The organism is Niabella sp. (genome assembly GCF_030150205.1).
GTDB lineage: Bacteria > Bacteroidota > Bacteroidia > Chitinophagales > Chitinophagaceae > Niabella.
In genome coordinates this window covers 32198-48774 of sequence record NZ_JASLGT010000008.1, presented here as the reverse complement: position 1 = coordinate 48774, position 16577 = coordinate 32198, and the positions used below count along the sequence as shown (strand labels likewise).

Below are 16577 nucleotides of genomic sequence, written 5' to 3'. Positions count from 1 at the left end.
CTGTCGCCCGGCGCTTTGGGTGGGTTAGCGATATGCATTTATGTGGATTGTTTAAAAAGGATCATTCCTTGGAAAGGTTCCGGTGTCCATGTTATGTGGTTTCGATTCATCAGGAAGAGCGGTCCGGCTGTCCCGGGTGTTTTTTTGAACGGCAATGGCTGCAAAAATGCTCAGGGTAAAAGACATAGCATAAAACCCTTTTTCACTCTTTGCAAGCGTCGCATTCCACAAGCCAACGGTCAGCAAAACGATCGACAGAATGGTTGTAAACCACGCGATGCCATAATACAGATTCGTAACCGGGATGCCTTCGAGCTGGTCTCTTACGGCTTTCTGTACCGATATGGCCGAAAAAAGACCAAACATCAGCACTGTAAAATAGTAGCCCTTTTCATTCAGTTGCATTTCGGCATTCCACAAACCGATCATATAGGCCGTTATCCCGATCAATAAGGCAAACCAGGAAGCGGCAATAAAAGCATTGGATGGTTGTTGCGTTTGTTTCATGATATTTGTTTTATAAACACAAATCTATAAGGGCACGCAAACCCTTTTTTTGACAAATGTCAAAAAGCTTCCTGGCAATTGTTAAAAGCGGCTGCGGATCCTGCTCAATGTTTCGGCACTGACGCCCAGGTAGGAAGAGATCTGTCCCAATGGCACGCGCTCCAGGATATGCGGCGCTTCTGCAAGCAGGTGTGCATAACGCTCTGTTGCCGTTCGCAGCTGGGCATTTACATAACGTTCTTCCAGCCGGATATAATATCGTTCATAGATGATCCGCACCAGTCGCTCTATTTCATGATGCGCATCGAAGAGGCGGGTCAGCTGCGCTTTTGATATGCTCCATAAAACACAGCCTTCCAAAAGCTGGATGTTTTCCACGCTGGGTTGCTGGGTGATAAAGCTATGGAAAGAGGTGATAAAATGTTCTTCAAAACCAAACCAGTTGGTCTGTTCTTTTCCATCAACGGTAATATAACCCCGCAATGCACCCTGCTGCAAAAAGTACAGGTGTTTGCATACCCGGCCTTCCGTGATGAGGAATTTTCCTTTCCCCAGCACCTGCTCCTCAAAATTTTCAGCAAGCGCCTCCCGGGCCGCAGTGCTCAGCGGATAGTACTGCGTTATATGATCAAAAAGAAGTTTCATTTGAAGCATATAAATATAGGAAAGAATGGGAATTTGAAAATGTGAAGAGGTGGAAATGTGAAAATGAACCCCCGGGATATTTGATGATCTTTCCTCCGGTGGAGATTCCGGATTACGAACGAAACAGCATTTAATCAGAAGCAGGCGTTCAGCCTTCAGCATTTAGCTTTCAGCCTATCATCAACTGCAACCCAACCAGGAACAAAATATTCCTTGTCTCCCCAGTCTTCCTGTTCCCCCAAAAACCAACCGGAACCTAACCTGGAACATTGATCCGTAGACCTGGAACAAAATAACAGTTTTCAGTCATCAGTTTTCAGTTATCAGTGGATCTGGTACGGGATGGAAGAGGTGGTATCAGCCGAATCCAACTTTAAACAAAATTTTCCTTGTCTCCCTTGAGTCTCCCTGTGCTCCCAAACCTACCTCCCCGGCACAACCCATACTTTCTTCCATTGTTCAAGCTCTTCTTTTGAAGGTGCTTCTATTTTGGCTACTTCCACCGGGCTTTTATTTTCCATAAAAACCCAGGCACGTACCGGCGTATTTTTTTGTGCAGCCTGTTTTAATAATGTGTAATACCCATTGCTGCCCTTTAGTCTTAAATCGAGGTAATACATAGCCGCAGAAGGATATAGGGCCATGAATACCGAATCGTTTTGCAGGTGTAGCGAACCCGGCATCAATAAACCCTGGTATTGTGTGGGCACTTCGTCTTTTATAACCGTTTCTTTTGTGGGATGATGTTTCTTATTACAGGCTACAAAACAAATAAAAGAAATACTGAGAAGCATACAAATGAGTTGCAGCTTTTTCATGGTGAAAATGGAATCGGTATTCATTTTAGTAAGATTCATGGCATGATAAAAAGGAGAAAAAATTACAGGAACCGGCGATATGACCAGTACTGATGGGTAGATACTTCTGTGATGCCGGCATCCGGAAAGCGCTGCTGCAGTTCCTCCGTTAGGGTTCTCCGGAGTTCGATAACATAGATGGACTGCACCGGTATCACCTGGTAGATCTCTTTGGCATCGGCATAGTTGAGGGTAAGCCGGAGCTGGTCGTAGGTCCAGGTTCCTTCCTTAGTTACGTGAGGGGCTTTTGCTGCCGCAAAGCGTACTTTATCCGCTGTAAAGTCAAACCGGAACATTCCGGTATTCCCATTGTCATCCAGTGTTGCCCATAAAGCATTATACAAAGAATCCGTAAGCTTCGGATCATTTGTTTTTACGGTTACATAGCTTTTCATGCCGTCTTTTGCCACCGAAACCCAGTTGCCCGGGTTATCGCTTTGCATATTGACGGGCCACACCAGCAGCGTAAACTGTTTATGTTGCTCATTGGCTAACGTAATGGTGGTCTTCCCCGGTTTGTGTGCATGAACGGTAATGTTTTTATGATCGATGGTAGCCTCTGCAATATCCGGATGCTCATTGGAGATGATGGTGAAAGCATTACCGGTCAGCTCCCATGTAGAGAGCGATGCCGTTGAATCGGCTCCGGCCCATAGTTTTAAAACCGGATTTTCCTTAGGTTCGTTTTTCTTTGTTGCCTCGGTGTTTTTCTGGCAGGCGATGATCGTACAGCAGAGCATCAGTACGATTGCAGCTAGATATGTTTTTTTCATAATTCAGTAATAAGCGTGTTTATGGGTATAACGTAAAACAAAAGTCAAATGCAACAATCACAGAAAAATAGATCAGCTCCATGCCGGTTCCGGTATGCAATGGCTGGAACAGATCTGCTTTAAAATGCCGGTGCAGCAAATGGATGAGATTGGCTAAATTTGATCCAAATTGACATGTGTTATGCCCGATATCCGTTCAGTACAGGTAACCCGATACGTGACGCCGCTGCGGGAAGGCGGCTCACTGCCCGCCATTGCAGAAGCTGATGACGGTTTTTTATATGCCCTTAAATTCCGGGGTGCCGGACAGGGCGTAAAAGCATTGGTGGCGGAGTTCATTGGCGGTGAAGTGGCCCGTTTGCTGCAGCTAAAGGTTCCCGAACTGGTATTTGCGCACCTGGATGAGGCATTTGGCCGTACGGAAGGCGATGAAGAGATCCAGGACCTGCTAAAGGCCAGCCAGGGCTGGAACCTGGCCCTGCATTACCTGAGCGGATCGGTTACGTTTGATCCTGCTGTAACGGAAGTAGATCCGTTAACCGCTTCAAAGATTGTGTGGCTGGATGCGTTTCTTACCAATATGGACCGCACGGTGAGGAATACCAATATGCTATTGTGGCACCGGGAGCTTTGGCTCATCGACCATGGGGCCTGTCTTTATTTTCATCATAACTGGGAGAGCTGGTCCACACAAATGAAGAGTGCATTTCCCCTGATAAAGGACCATGTGTTGCTGAAAAGCGCTTCCAAACTGGAAGCCGCGGATGCGTTTTGTAAAAGCGTACTGACGGAACAGCGCCTGCATGAAATTGTAAACCGGATACCGATGGAGTGGCTGATGTATGAAGAAACGCTGGGCGACGCCGAAGCGGCGCGGGAAGTGTACCTGCGGTTTCTTACCTGGCGGTTAAATAATTCTTCTGTCTTTTTAAAAACGGCGCAGGATGCAAGAGTTGCTGGTATATGAGTATGCGGTGATCCGCGTAGTGCCGCGGGTTGAGCGCGAAGAGTTTATCAATGTGGGCGTGATCGTTTTTTGTAAAAAAACACGGTTCCTGGAAACATCGGTTGCTATAAGCCGGGAAAAGCTGCATTGCCTGCATCCCGACATTGATATCGATTGTATTGAAGATAATTTAAGAGCCCTCCGGGAAATTGCTGCCGGTGACCAAAGCTCCGGCTCCGGCATTGCCCGGCTGGATGCGCCTTCCCGTTTCCGCTGGCTGACCGCCACCCGCAGCACCGTGATCCAGTGCTCGAAGGTGCACCCCGGGAGGGCGCTGGCAATGGAAGGCGTGGCAGATCAGTTGCTCGAAAAACTGGTTTTGTAACATGAAGAAGAACAGCGTGCGCTGGCCTGTGCCGGGGAACCGGGAACCGCTGTGTTCCATTTTCGGGTTTATCGTATATTGCCTATTTTAGCCAGCGGATGCAAAAGGAGAAATTGCCATATTTAATCAAACTGATCTCAGGAGAAAGCAATGAAAATGCATTCAATGAACTGATGCGTTATTATTATCCCGGGCTATTATCCTTTGCAAATTCCATTCTCAGCGACCGGTCGCTTGCCGAAGAGGTGATCCAGGATATTTTTGTACAGGTTTGGGAAAATAAAAAAACGCTTCCAGCCATCAACAATTTGTCCAACTATCTTTACCGTGCGGTGAAATATTCCTGTTTTGCCGAACTGGCAAAAAAGAAACGGGTCCATTACGGTGAACTGGGCGAATCGCTTGTAATGGCGTATACAAAACCGGATTCACGGATCTTAAGCGAAGAAAGTTTAAAGCATATTGCGGAAGCCATCGGCAAGCTGCCTCCCCGGTGCCAGCTGATCTTTCGGCTCATAAAAGACGAAGGCCTCAAATACAGTGAGGTGGCCAGTATCCTGGATATTTCCGTAAAAACCGTAGAAGCACAGATGACGATCGCTTTAAAAGCGCTGACCCTCAGTCTTAAAGCCCTTTTTCCGGAGTACCGGAATCAATATTTCGAAAAAAAATCCAGGTCTTCTTAAAAAAATATACACCCGGCTTAGGGGTATCGATACAAAAAACACACTATACTAAGGTAAGCAGAGGTTTATATGAATAATGACCGGTTATTGGAGCTGTTGGGTAAAAGGTGCGCGGGTGAACTCTCCTTGCAGGAACAGATCGAACTCAGTCACCTGTTGCAGGAGGCGCCGGTTAACCAGGATGTTGCCGAAGCGCTGGAGGAGCTTATGGCTACTTCAACCATTTATGAAGCAGCGGTTTCTGAAAAGGAAACGGATGATTTTGTTCAGCATGTACAGGCTAAGATCAGCCATAAAAGAAAAGAGGGGCAGCGCAGCTCTTTTAACTGGCGTATTTTTAGTGCGGTTGCCGCGGCCCTGGTCGTTATGGTAATGGGAGTGGCCTATTTCCTCAACAGAAGTGCCGTGCAGGTTCTGCCCAATGTAGTGGTTACAAAAAAAGGGAATAAGACCAATATTGTATTGCCGGATGGCACAAAGGTTTGGGTAAATGCAGACAGCCGGTTAACGTATGACCAGTCATTCGGACAACATACAAGAGAGGTGGAACTGACGGGGGAAGCGTATTTTGACGTGGCACACGACCGGAAGCGGCCGTTTATTGTACACACGAAGAATATTGATGTGCGGGTTTTTGGTACGGCATTCAATGTGCGCTGTTATGCAGATGAGCCCAGTACACAAACCACATTGGTAAGAGGTTCTGTGCAGGTCAGTCTGAAACAGGCAAAGGACCAAAAGATCATGCTGGCGCCCAACGAAAAGCTGGTGGTGCAGAATGGCTATCCGAAGCAGCAGTTGAAGAGCAGTGCCGTTGAGGCACCGCAGATCGAATTGCTGAGCATTAAATCAAATCCCAGAGATTCTTTCGTAACAGAAACGGAGTGGGTCAATAACAAACTGGTATTTGATAAAGACCAGCTGGAGCAGATCGTTCCGGTACTGGAGCGGTGGTATAATACAAAAATTGTTCTCAGAAATAAAAGCATTAAGCAAACATTCAGCGGAACATTTGAAAACGATAAGCTTGAGGATGTGCTGCAGTCATTACAACTGTCGGCAGGAATAAAGTATAAAATTGAGAAAGATGTGGTGATCATCTATTGATGCTGCTGCAAAGTATATTAAATAATGTTTAAGCAGGCATACGGATGAAGCAAAATAAGGTATTCCATATTACCTTCGCCCGCACCCGCCGAATGATGCCTATCAATCCGGATACATGAGAACCTGGCTTACAGGGAATTTTATAAACTCAAACAAACGTAATAAAATCATTTTTTATGGGAAGATCAACATAAGATTTTAGCAATAAAAAATGGGAAATGCTGGAACATTCCCCATACAAGACAGTACATAATTGCACGGAGTGCAATCATTTTTTCTATCTCATCCTTAAAAGCAAAAATATGAAAAAAAGTGATTGCCCTGGGAGTGTTATGCCAGGGCATTTGATTATCAAATATCTATTGTTGATGAAGCTCAGTTTTTTTATCCTGCTTGCCACGTCCTTCCAGGCATTTTCAATAAATGGCATGTCCCAGGGCAGGATTACCATGGAAGTAAAAAATACCTCCATATCGGCGATCTTAAATAAGATTGAGAACCGTTATGAATACCGGTTCTTTTATACGGATGAGCTGGGGCTGGGCGACCGCAAGATCGACCTGCTGGCAAAGAATGCCACCATCGATTATGTGATGGACCAGCTGCTGAGTTTTACAGGGTATTCCTATAAAAAAATGAACAACGGGCTGGTGGTGATCATCGGGCAACCGGAAGGTATTGCTGCAATGGAGATCAGGGGCACGGTGGTGGATGAAAACGGCGGACCGCTGACCGGTGTCAGTGTTATTGAAAAAGGTACCGCTAATGGTACTTCTACGGGGGAGGACGGCAGCTTTTCGTTGAAGGTAAAGGATGAAAATGCAGTGCTGATCGTATCCACCGTTGGGTATGCAGTACAGGAAATAGCCGTAAAGGTCCAGCAAAATTTCCGCATTGTGTTAAGGAAAGAAGAGAACAGGCTGGATGAAGTGATCGTAGTAGGATATGGAACCCAAAAGAAAGTAAACCTTACCGGGGCGGTAAGCCAGGTTGGAGCCGAGGCCCTGGAAAACCGCCCGGTAGCCAATATTTCGCAGGCCTTACAGGGAGCCATTCCCAATGTGAATATCAATTTTAATACCGGGCGACCGGGGGCGGAGGGCAGTTTCAATATCCGGGGAAATACGTCTATAAACGGGGGCGGTTCCCCGTTGATATTGATTGACGGGGTGCCGGGAAATCTGAATAGCATCAACCCCCGGGATGTGGAAAATATCAGCGTACTGAAAGATGCCGCCTCTGCAGCTATTTATGGTGCCCGCGGATCGTTTGGGGTGATCCTGGTAACGACCAAAAAAGCGAAACGGGGTAAGATGACGGTGAACTATTCCAATAACTTTGGCTGGGCCGGCTTAACTACCCGTACCGATTTTATCACCGATGGCTATACCTCGGCAAAACTCAATGACGAAGCTTTTTTACGGGCTACCGGTAATACCTACACCCGTTATACTGATGAAGACTACGAAGAACTGAAAAAACGGCAGACCGATAAATCCCTGCCCAGTGTGGTGATCACCAACCGCAGCGGAAAGGATCAGTATATGTATTACGGAAACACCGACTGGTGGCATACCATGTTCCGCGACTGGCAGCCGTCCAGGGAACATGCGCTTACCGTTACCGGCGGCTCAGAAAAAATTGACTTTCTTATTTCCGGAAGAGCTTATGGCAAGGATGGAATGATGCAGATCAACCAGGATAAATACACCTCGTATAATTTCCGGGCAAAGATCACGGCGCGTTTGTCCGACAAACTGGAGCTGTTTACCAACACGTATTTTAATACCAATACGTATACGTACCCGGGATGGGGATGGAACAGCAATTTTGTGTCCATTACCGTACATGCCCTGCCTTCCTATGTGCCGTTGAACCCGGATGGTACAGCAACCTATAGTTCAGGGCTGAACAGCTACTCCATCGGCGATGGCATCTTTGCGGACCTGCTGCACGGTAAATCCAAGGGGGATGAAAAACGCATGGAACTGATCAACCTGGTAGGCGCCACGTTCAAGCCCATTAAAGGGATGGAGATCACCGGGAATTACTCCTATACTTTTAATCCCTATTCTACCATGCAGCGCAGAACAAAAGCGCCCTGGTCCATTAACCCGGGGGTGATCAGCTTTGTGGGCAATGATTACCTGGCGGAAGCGGCCAACCTGGTACAATATCAGGCTGTGAACCTGTTTGGCAGTTATGGGAAAAAAATAGGCGATCATAACGTTAAGATCATGGCCGGCTACAACCAGGAGCTGCGTACGTTCAAAATGATCTCCGCAAGGAATACAGACCTGCTTTCAGAAGACCTGAATGATTTCAGATTAGCTACAGGGCAGGCAACGCTCGAGGGGCAGGCAGAGGAGTGGGCATTACAGGGGTATTTTTCAAGGCTGAACTATGATTTTAATAACAAATACCTGTTAGAGTTTAATGGCCGCTATGACGGATCTTCCCGTTTTCCCTATGGCCAGCGCTTTGGCTTTTTTCCTTCGGTATCAGCAGGCTGGCGCATCAGCCAGGAACCGTTCTGGGCTTCACTAAAAGGAGCCATTAACGAATTTAAATTAAGAGGATCATATGGTTCCCTGGGCAACCAGCAGGAAGCGGCCACATACGGGTATATTCAAACCCTTCGCCGGTCAACCATGAACTATATCTTCAATGGTGCAAGGGGCCAGTCGCTGGCAGTGCCCGTTCCTATTTCAAAGGATCTGACCTGGGAGCGTTCCAAATCGACCAACTTGGGTGTGGATATGGGGGTGTTGAACAACCTCCTCAACATCACGTACGACTGGTATGTACGGAATACGCTGGATATGTTAATTGCGGGCAAAACATTGCCGGCCGTTTTTGGTGAAGCATCTCCCAAGACCAATGCCGGCGATATGCAAACAAGGGGCTGGGAATTGATGGTGGCCTGGAGCGATCATGTATCGGTGGCCGGCAAGCCCTTTAACTACAATGTAAGCGTGGGCGTAGGCGATTACAAGGCAAAGATCACCCGCTTTGATAATCCTCAAAACCTGTTAAGCAATTACTATGTAGGTCAGGAGCTGGGAGAGATCTGGGGATATAAGATCGGAGGGTATTTTAAAACGGATGAAGAAGCCGCCGCTTATCAGAAAACGGTGAACCAGGACTTTGTAAACAAGCAACGGCTGGGAGCACCGGGTAACTGGTCGAAACTGATGGCCGGTGACCTGAAATTTATTGACGTCAATGGTGATGGCATCGTAAACAACGGGAAAAATACACTGGAAGATCATGGAGACCTTATCAAAATAGGAAATAAGCAGCCCCGCTATACATTTGGCATCAATATGGGCGCCGACTGGAATGGTTTCGATCTTTCTGTTTTTGTGCAGGGCATCGGTAAACAACAATGGTACCCAGGGGCGAATGCCGATAAATTCTGGGGACCTTATTCCCGCCCGTATTATTCATTTCTGCCCATTGATTTCGAGGAAAAGGTATGGAGTGAAGATCATCCGGATGCCTATTTCCCAAAGCTGCGTGGGTATGAAGCATTGAATGCCGGGGGATCGCTGAATGCGCCGAACGACCGCTATCTGCAGGACCTGGCCTACATCCGGCTGAAGAATCTTACCGTTGGATATTCCCTGCCGGCAGGCCTGCTGTCAAAAGCAAAGATCTCCCGGTGCAGGATCTACCTTAGCGGAGATAATATCTTTACCGCAACCAAATTGAAAACGAAATACATCGATCCGGAGATGGCCGCTGCTGAAGCCAATGGGCGTATTTACCCCATCAGTAAAATTTACTCTTTTGGTTTAGACCTCTCCTTTTAAAATTTAAGTAACATGAAGCAATATAAATTAATCATACTGTTCATTTTTTTATCGGGGTTCCTGGTGCAGTGTAACAAGGGGTTCCTTGACAGAACTCCTAAGAGTGAAATCATCCCCGAGATCTTTTTTAATTCGGAAAAGGACCTGGAACTGTATACCAATTCTTTTTATATCAATACCGCCGTTATACCAGATGCGGAAGGCGTGTATAATGAGGATGATGATAATGTGGTAAAAAACAGCCTGAGCGATTTTTTAACCGGCAAACGGGTGGTGCCGGTTTCCGGTGGCGGCTGGAGCTGGTACGACTTGCGGAATATCAACTACTTTTTAATGAACTATCAAAAGGCGCAGGTGCCTACGGTAAAACAATATGGTGGTGTGGCCTACCTGTTCCGTGCCTTATTTTATTTTGATAAGGTATCCCGGTTTGGCGATGTGCCCTGGTATGGCGGCGTTATCGATATAAAAGATTCTTCCCTGTTGAACCGGCCCCGGGACAAGCGTACCCTTGTTATGGATAGTGTACTGGCGGATCTGGATACGGCGATCAGCTGGATGAGCACACAGAAGTCGGTAGAAAAAGTAACGAAATGGACGGCCCTGGCCTATAAATCCAGGATCTGTTTGTTTGAAGGTACCTTCCGCAAATACCATCCCGAGTTTAATTTGCCGGATGCCGATAAGTTTTTAGCAGAAGCCGCTAAAGCCGCGGAAGCGTTGATCAGTTCGGGCAATTACAGTTTGTATACCAGTACTCCTGAAAAGGCCTACCAGGAACTGTTTTCCTCAAAGGCAGCCATTGATAGAGAAGTGATCCTCACCCGCAGGTACAGCAATGATCTGCAGATATGGCATAATGTGAATTACTATACACTAACGGCTTCTTATGGCCGGCCCGGACTGGAAAAAAAGCTGGTGAACAGTTACCTGATGAAGGATGGCAGCCGCTTTACGGATAAGCCGGACTATAGCACACAGCCGTTTTTTAATGAAGTGCAGAACCGCGACCCCCGGCTTTCCCAAACCATCCGTACACCTGGATATACCCGTACCGGCAATACCCGCAAATTGCCGCCGGATTTTACCGGAACCGTTACGGGGTACCAGCTGATAAAATTTGTAACATCAGAAGCAGAAGATTTCTATAACCGGTCCACGAACGATATGCCCATTGTACGTTATGCAGAAGTACTGCTGAACTTTGCGGAAGCAAAAGCGGAGTTGGGTACATTGACGCAGGCTGATATCGACAAATCGATCAAATTGCTGCGCGACCGTGTAGGCATGCCGAATATGAATCTTGCAGCGGCGAATGCCAATCCGGATAACTACCTGGCGGCACAATACACCCATGTGTCGGGAGCAAATAAAGGGATCATTCTTGAAGTGCGCCGCGAACGCAGGGTAGAACTGGTGATGGAAAGCTTCCGCCGTAAAGACCTGTTAAGATGGAAGGAGGGACATTTATTTGCCGAACAGTTTAAAGGGATGTATTTCCCCGGCGTGGGGCCGTATGACCTGGATGGCGACGGTAAAGTAGATGTATATATTTATACGGGAACAAGGCCAACAGAGCCCGGCCCGCAATACCTGAAACTGGGAAGTGAAGTAATTCTTGAAAACAATACAGCCGGCGGATCCATTGTTATAAATCCGCAGGTGGCCAAAGTGTTTAATGAAACAAGAGACTACCTGGATCCCATCCCGGTGCAGGAGATCCAGTTAAATCCCAGCCTGGTACAGAACCCTAACTGGAAGTAAGCCAGATAAAAGCAGGAGGCAGATGATACCGGTTACGGATACACCGGTATCATCTGTTTTTCAAAATCGTACAAACAAAATAAGATAACGATGAAAATAAAACATGTATTTGCCGCCTTGCTTTTGTGGGCCTGTGTATGCGGTGGTGTTGCCCGCGCACAAACTATAAAAGTACTTACGTATAATATCTATCATGGAGAAGAACATTATGCCAGCGGAAAAAGCAACCTGAAAAAGATCGCAGCCGTGATCAACCGGTATAAGCCGGATTTTGTGGCCATGCAGGAGGTAGACAGTATGACCAGCAGAACGGCTTCTTTTAATAACGGGGTTAAAAAAGACCTGGTAGCAGAGCTGGCAAAAATGACCGGTATGCATGGCTATTTTGCAAAGGCAATGAATTATAGCGAAGGCGGATACGGCGAAGGGTTACTATCCCGCTATCCGGCAAAGCCCGTAGTGCACCATCTGCCCACGCCGGCCGGGGGAGAAGGAAGGGCTCTGATCACCATTGAGCACCGGTTTGCAAATGGTAAAAAAATGGTATTTGCCGGCACGCATCTTTGTCATGAGTTTGATGAGAACCGCCAGGCGCAGGCACAAGCCATTACCGATATCCTGTTGGGAATGCACCTGCCGGTAGCGGTTGGCGGCGATTTTAATATTACGCCGGAATCCAAGCCATATGGTATCATTACCAAAACAATGGATGATGCTGCGGTGCGGTTTGGTAATCCCCAACTCACATTTCCTTATACCAAACCCAAGGTCCGGTTAGACTATATTTTCCTGAACCGGGGCAAAACCTGGAATGTGAAAAAGGTGGAGGTGATCGGTAATGAAGACGCTTCGGATCATAAACCGGTATTGGTTACATTGGAGCTGGCAAAATAAAGCGCTTGCTGGTTCTTGAGGATATTCACGGTATTTTTGAAAAAACGAAAGATGTTTATGAAAATGGCAGAACTCCGGGTATGGGCCCTCCCGGTAAAGATGGGGCTTTGTTTACTTTTTCTTACAGCAGCAATCCATAGCAACGCGCAGGAAAAAATAAAGATCACACATGAACCTTACCTGCAGGCAATGACCGATTCCAGCGTATCCATTGTATGGACCACGAACAAGCCCGCAACGGCATGGGTAGAACTGGCCCCGGATGATGACAGCCATTTTTATCAGAAAGAACGTCCGAAATACTTTAGTGCTTCCAATGGATTAAAAAAAGTGGGTACTGTGCACCGGGTAACGCTGAATGGCTTAACGCCCAACACGCGGTACCGTTACCGGGTATATAGCCAGGAAGTATTGAAACACGAGTGGGTGAAAGTACAGTATGGGGAAGTGGTGGCCACGGCAGTGTATCAGAAAAAGCCGCTTGCCTTCCGAACCAATGGAAGGCCCGGACCCTTTGAATTTGCAGTGGTCAATGACATTCATGAGCGGAACCCGGTGCTGAAGCAATTACTGGGGCAGGTCGATTTTCCAAACACTGCGTTTGTGGTATTTAACGGAGATATGGTGAACAGTTCCATGAGCGAGGAACAGGTGTTCCGGGGTTTTATGGATACGGCCACGCTTTTATTTGCCAGTGAAATACCCATGTACTATGCCCGTGGCAATCATGAAACCAGGGGCCCGTTTGCTGCACAATTCCCGGAATACTTTCCAGGCAACAGCGGAACGCTTTATTATATGTTTACCCGCGGGGATGCCTGCTTTATTGTTTTAGACGGGGGGGAGGATAAACCGGATTCGGATATTGAATACAGCGGCATCACCGATATGGATGCCTACCGCACCGAACAGGCAAAATGGCTGCGCACCATTGTACAAACGGCTGCTTACCGGAAGGCAACATACAAAATTGCGATTTGTCATATTCCGCCTGCAAACGGCTGGCATGGGAACCAGGAGATCACAAAGAAATGGTTACCCATTCTCAATGAAGCAGGTATCCAGGTAATGCTGAGCGCCCATGAGCACCGTCACCGGATCCAGCAGCCATCTGAAACCACGCGGTTCCCCATTATCGTAAATTCCAATAACAATATTATTAAGGCGAGTATTACCGATAAAGAAGCCCGTTTCCGCATTTTTGATCCATCGGGCAAACTGGTGGATGAGCTTTCTGTAAAACGGCCTTAAACAACGATTGGGCTGATTGTCTTATGAAGCAACGGCGTCCGGCTGGGTTTGCCGCACACCGTCAATCAGGAAATTATTTCCTTTGGAAACAAGCTCGATCGGAAGTAGGTGATCTTAAAATCACGGTCCAGGATAGATACCGCATAAATATAGTGCCCTGCTGTTGTTTTCCGGATAAACAGACAGCGGGGCACTGTTATGGTTCCGAAATCCTGTCCGCTGATCAGGAAGCCGGTCCCTGTTCCGGCCTGTTCAACCGGTCTTGCGGGCCACTTTTTCCGTATCTCAGCAATGCTGAATCCGCCATCCATACCGGCATTGGTAATGGCCTGCTGAAAGGCAGCAAAGTCCGGCGTGCAAATGGCCGCGAAGTCGCCCTTTAAGGAATCGTATTTATTGAAGTAGGTTTCGATCGTGGTCTGAAGCCATTGCTGTCCGTTGGCAAGGGTATCACTGCTCCCCGGTAATGCGGGCTGCTGTATGGCGGCTTTTGCAGGGGCGGATGGTGCCGCCGGAGCTGGTCCGGTACAGGCATACAGGAAGAGCAGGTACAGGCTTGAAAGCAATAATAATTTTGACATATGCGGTTGTTTTTGTGAACGATCATTGCGCATGTTGTTGCGTTTTTATGGAAGGTCTTTGCAAAAATAAGCGGTGTTTTTAGATTGAAAGAACAAAGGCCACCGGAAGTTAAACCGGGTATCATTTTTCACGCACGCTTTCCCTTAAAAATTGCCTTTAGAATGGTAAGATAAAAAAGAAAGAATGACAGGGCGACCCGGGTGGCTGGTCGTCTCCGCAGCAGGTTCAATCGCTGAGCCAGCGGAGGGTTGATCTGACCTTGATTTGCACATAAGAAAGCAGTACCGTTATGGGGCATAAAAAAAGAGGCTGCCTTTATCCAGACAACCTCTTTTTCCTTATTTTTTATTTTCAGATCATCTTCACGCTCCTTTCCACAAAGGAAGTAAGGTCTGCGCCGGTAAGCATGCCCTGTGCCAGCAGCGCCAGGTCAAAGGCCTGTCGTGCCAGTGCCTGACGGGCATCGGCATTGGTCTCTGCCAGGATCTTTGTGGCCAGCGGATGATTGGCATTAATGGCTACCTTGTATTTATCGGGCATGGCCCCATAAAAACTCATACCACCGCCCATAGCGGCCATATCCTTCATGCGACGCATAAACTCATCCATGGTAACGGTTACCGGCATGGCCTCCGCAGAAAGTGTTTCCACGTTTACATCCATACCCGGTTTGGTAATGGCTTTTTCAAAAACCTCTTTGATCTCTTTGGTCTGTTCTTCTGATAAATTACTGGTGATGGTCTCGCCTTTGTCGATCAACTTCTCCAGCACATCAGCATCCACCCGCTTGATCTGGGTTTTTTCCAGGTCGCGCTCCAGGTGACTGATAAAATGGTTGTCGAGCGGACTGTCCATCAGCAACACATCATATCCCTTCCGGTTGGCGGCCTGTATATAACCATCCTGCTTTTCTGCATTAGGGGTATAGAGGTATACCAGGTTGCCGTCTTTATCTGTTTGCTCCGGTGTTACAAAGTCTTTGTACTCGTTTAGTGTATAGTACGCTTTCTTCGTGTTGCCCAGCAATACAAAGTCTTTGGCACGTTCCCAGAACTTAGGCTCGCTGATGGCGCCGTATTTTACAAACACACCGATATCATTCCATTTTTCCTCATAACCCTTGCGGTCGTTCTTAAACAGCTCCGCCAGTTTATCGGCCACTTTCTTCGTGATATAGGTATTGATCTTTTTTACGTTGCCGTCCGATTGCAGGAAGGAGCGGGATACGTTCAGCGGAATATCCGGTGAATCGATCACACCATGCAATAACATCAGGAACTCGGGAACGATATCCTTTACCTCATCCGTGATAAATACCTGGCGGCTGTACAGCTTGATCTTGTTGCGCTGCATCTCGATATCGTTTTTGATCTTGGGGAAATACAGCACACCGGTAAGGTGGAAGGGGTAATCAACGTTCAGGTGGATCCAGAACAGCGGATCTTCGCTCATCGGGTACAGTTCCCGGTAAAAATTCAGGTAATCTTCATCTTTCAGTTCACTGGGGGCCTTCGTCCAGATGGGTACGCTGGTGTTGATAATATTGGGTACCTCAACGCTTTTATACCTGGGCTTGCCCTCTTCGTCTTCACCATCGGGCTCGCTTTCTGTTTTAGTACCAAACTGAACCGGAACGGGAAGGAATTTTGCGTATTTGTTCAGGATGCCTTCAATACGGTGCGCTTCCAGGAAGTCCTGGTTCTCATCGTTCACATAAAGGATCACATCAGTACCCCTGGTAGTACGGCTGCCCTCGCTGATCTCAAATTCAGTGCTGCCATCACAGGTCCATTTGGCTGGTTCAGCGCCTGGCTGAAAACTCAGGGTCTGGATCTCCACACGGTCGGCCACCATAAAGGCAGAATAGAAACCTAACCCGAAACGGCCGATGATTTCCGAAGCATCCTTTGCTTCCTTGAACTTTTCCATAAACTCCTCCGCACCGGAGAAAGCGATCTGGTTGATGTATTTTTTGATCTCGTCAGCGGTCATCCCGATCCCGTTATCGGAAATGGTGATGGTTTTTGCATCTTTGTCCACTTTAACGGCTACCAGCGGTTCGCCGATCTCTCCATTGAACTGGCCCAGGGATGCCAGGCGTTTGGCCTTTTGAATGGCATCTACCGCGTTGGAAACCAGCTCGCGAAGAAAGATCTCGTGGTCAGAATAGAGGAATTTTTTAATAATGGGGAAAATATTCTCCGTATGAATGGAAATGGAGCCTTTTTCTTGTATCATAGTTCGTAGAAATTTTTTCTTTATACATCAAATGCAATACCATCGCCGGAGGGAAGGTCATTTTGTCAGGTTAGAGGCTTGTTTTAGGTTTAACGCCCGCCTGACCGGACGGGCAGGTTTAATGTTC

The 16577-nt window shown here is 47.4% G+C and carries 14 protein-coding genes; 8 read left to right on the top strand and 6 right to left on the bottom strand.

Features of this window, described 5'->3' with window-relative positions:
- Window positions 1–51: 51 nt before the first annotated feature.
- From yiaA to Q1V85_RS05025, 4 genes are all read right to left on the bottom strand, one after another.
- Entirely contained in the window at window positions 52–507 is a 456-nt protein-coding gene (gene yiaA, locus Q1V85_RS05040; protein WP_300598092.1) for an inner membrane protein YiaA, read from the bottom strand.
- An 81-nt stretch (window positions 508–588) separates the two neighbouring features.
- Window positions 589–1152, bottom strand: coding sequence for a Crp/Fnr family transcriptional regulator (locus Q1V85_RS05035; protein WP_300598090.1), 564 nt, complete (start codon window positions 1150–1152; stop codon window positions 589–591).
- A gap of 422 nt (window positions 1153–1574) precedes the next feature.
- Window positions 1575–1994: a hypothetical protein gene (locus Q1V85_RS05030; protein ID WP_300598088.1), complete on the bottom strand. Its 420-nt coding sequence runs from the start codon at window positions 1992–1994 to the stop codon at window positions 1575–1577.
- Window positions 1995–2032: 38 nt separating this feature from the next.
- On the bottom strand, window positions 2033–2782 hold the full coding sequence (locus Q1V85_RS05025; RefSeq protein WP_300598086.1) for a hypothetical protein: 750 nt from the start codon (window positions 2780–2782) through the stop codon (window positions 2033–2035).
- A gap of 181 nt (window positions 2783–2963) precedes the next feature.
- Between Q1V85_RS05025 and Q1V85_RS05020 the strand changes: the two genes are divergently transcribed.
- From Q1V85_RS05020 to Q1V85_RS04985, 8 genes are all read left to right on the top strand, one after another.
- The gene (locus Q1V85_RS05020; protein ID WP_300598084.1) at window positions 2964–3749 is read left to right on the top strand and encodes a HipA family kinase; all 786 of its coding nucleotides are present in this window, start codon (window positions 2964–2966) and stop codon (window positions 3747–3749) included.
- On the top strand, window positions 3727–4113 hold the full coding sequence (locus tag Q1V85_RS05015; protein ID WP_300598082.1) for a DUF3037 domain-containing protein: 387 nt from the start codon (window positions 3727–3729) through the stop codon (window positions 4111–4113). Before Q1V85_RS05020 ends, Q1V85_RS05015 begins: the two co-directional genes overlap by 23 nt.
- 113 nt (window positions 4114–4226) lie before the next feature.
- Window positions 4227–4799, top strand: coding sequence for an RNA polymerase sigma-70 factor (locus Q1V85_RS05010; protein WP_300598080.1), 573 nt, complete (start codon window positions 4227–4229; stop codon window positions 4797–4799).
- A gap of 69 nt (window positions 4800–4868) precedes the next feature.
- Complete coding sequence (locus Q1V85_RS05005) at window positions 4869–5906, top strand: FecR domain-containing protein (RefSeq protein WP_300598078.1); 1038 nt, start codon at window positions 4869–4871, stop codon at window positions 5904–5906.
- A 368-nt stretch (window positions 5907–6274) separates the two neighbouring features.
- Window positions 6275–9721, top strand: a complete 3447-nt coding sequence (locus Q1V85_RS05000) for a SusC/RagA family TonB-linked outer membrane protein (RefSeq protein ID WP_300598076.1) — start codon at window positions 6275–6277, stop codon at window positions 9719–9721.
- Window positions 9722–9733: 12 nt separating this feature from the next.
- On the top strand, window positions 9734–11485 hold the full coding sequence (locus Q1V85_RS04995; RefSeq protein ID WP_300598074.1) for a RagB/SusD family nutrient uptake outer membrane protein: 1752 nt from the start codon (window positions 9734–9736) through the stop codon (window positions 11483–11485).
- A gap of 90 nt (window positions 11486–11575) precedes the next feature.
- Window positions 11576–12379, top strand: coding sequence for an endonuclease/exonuclease/phosphatase family protein (locus Q1V85_RS04990; RefSeq protein ID WP_300598072.1), 804 nt, complete (start codon window positions 11576–11578; stop codon window positions 12377–12379).
- Between the two features lie 57 nt (window positions 12380–12436).
- On the top strand, window positions 12437–13630 hold the full coding sequence (locus tag Q1V85_RS04985; protein ID WP_300598070.1) for an FN3 domain-containing metallophosphoesterase family protein: 1194 nt from the start codon (window positions 12437–12439) through the stop codon (window positions 13628–13630).
- 65 nt (window positions 13631–13695) lie between these two features.
- Here the strand turns inward: Q1V85_RS04985 and Q1V85_RS04980 are convergent, their stop codons facing one another.
- Both Q1V85_RS04980 and htpG read right to left on the bottom strand, forming a co-directional pair.
- Window positions 13696–14211, bottom strand: a complete 516-nt coding sequence (locus Q1V85_RS04980; protein WP_300598068.1) for a hypothetical protein — start codon at window positions 14209–14211, stop codon at window positions 13696–13698.
- A 352-nt stretch (window positions 14212–14563) separates the two neighbouring features.
- A complete protein-coding gene (gene htpG / locus Q1V85_RS04975; RefSeq protein WP_366914001.1) occupies window positions 14564–16450 on the bottom strand; it encodes a molecular chaperone HtpG in 1887 nt (628 codons plus the stop codon).
- Window positions 16451–16577 lie beyond the last annotated feature (127 nt).